The following is an 821-nucleotide window of genomic DNA, read 5'->3' on the forward strand; positions in this document are numbered from 1 at the left end:
TAACAAAGCTGCAGGATTGCCTGAAGATTTTAAGATACATAAATCTACTTTAGATGAGATAGAGAGATTTAATCAAAATGGTATGGCTGATGAAACTAGTGGAAACTATTATAATAGTTTTGATATGGCTTCTATTGTTAAATCCTATTATAATAGCTTTAATCAAGTAATAAGTGCATTTCCAAATGATAAAACAAGTTTTAGCAAAGCAGATTTAGAACAATTGCCTAAAGGATTAAATTATATTAATAATGAAGACAATGAAAAAATTGTAAAAAATATATTTAATGCGGAACAATTTCACGAAGCACAAGCGATTAAATATTCTACTATGGGTTTGGATATGAACCTTATGAAACTTGACTTTTCTCCACAAAGTATGGAGCAAGATCCTTCAATTGAAGGTGACTTTAATCCTGATATGTCAGTTTATCCAAAAAATGAAGATGGAAGCTATTCTAAAGAAGCTTTGTTTATGAGTTTTTTAAAATCCTATCCACCTTTTCCATCTCCAAATCAAGTTGTTTTTAGTCCTGAAGCAAAAGTTCGTGAAGCAAAACTTGAGCTAGAAATGAAAGCAAATCCTTCTTTTAGCGTTTCCTTAGATGACATTATGACAGGAAAAGTTGATTTTGCAAGTTTATTAAAAGGTTATGCACAAGAGGGTTGGCTTGATGCAGGTATTTATGCAATGGAAAAAGGAGTTAAATGGCAAAATATATACGTAGGCAGTGGAATCTCTTTTGATAGAGAATTTCATCAAGCAAAAGCTAATGGTTGGAAAGCAAGTAATGAAAGTATAAATTCTTTTGTAAATAATA

At 30.6% G+C, this 821-nt stretch carries 1 protein-coding gene; it reads left to right on the forward strand.

All coding sequences use genetic code 11. The features are described from left to right. Positions 1-821, forward strand: an 821-nt coding sequence (locus AJ888_RS06350) for a Cj0814 family flagellar-dependent secreted protein (protein WP_368783381.1), incomplete at both ends; no start/stop codon positions are given.

It is taken from the genome of Campylobacter sp. BCW_6467 (genome assembly GCF_001762855.1).
GTDB classification, from domain to species: Bacteria; Campylobacterota; Campylobacteria; order Campylobacterales; family Campylobacteraceae; genus Campylobacter_D; species Campylobacter_D jejuni.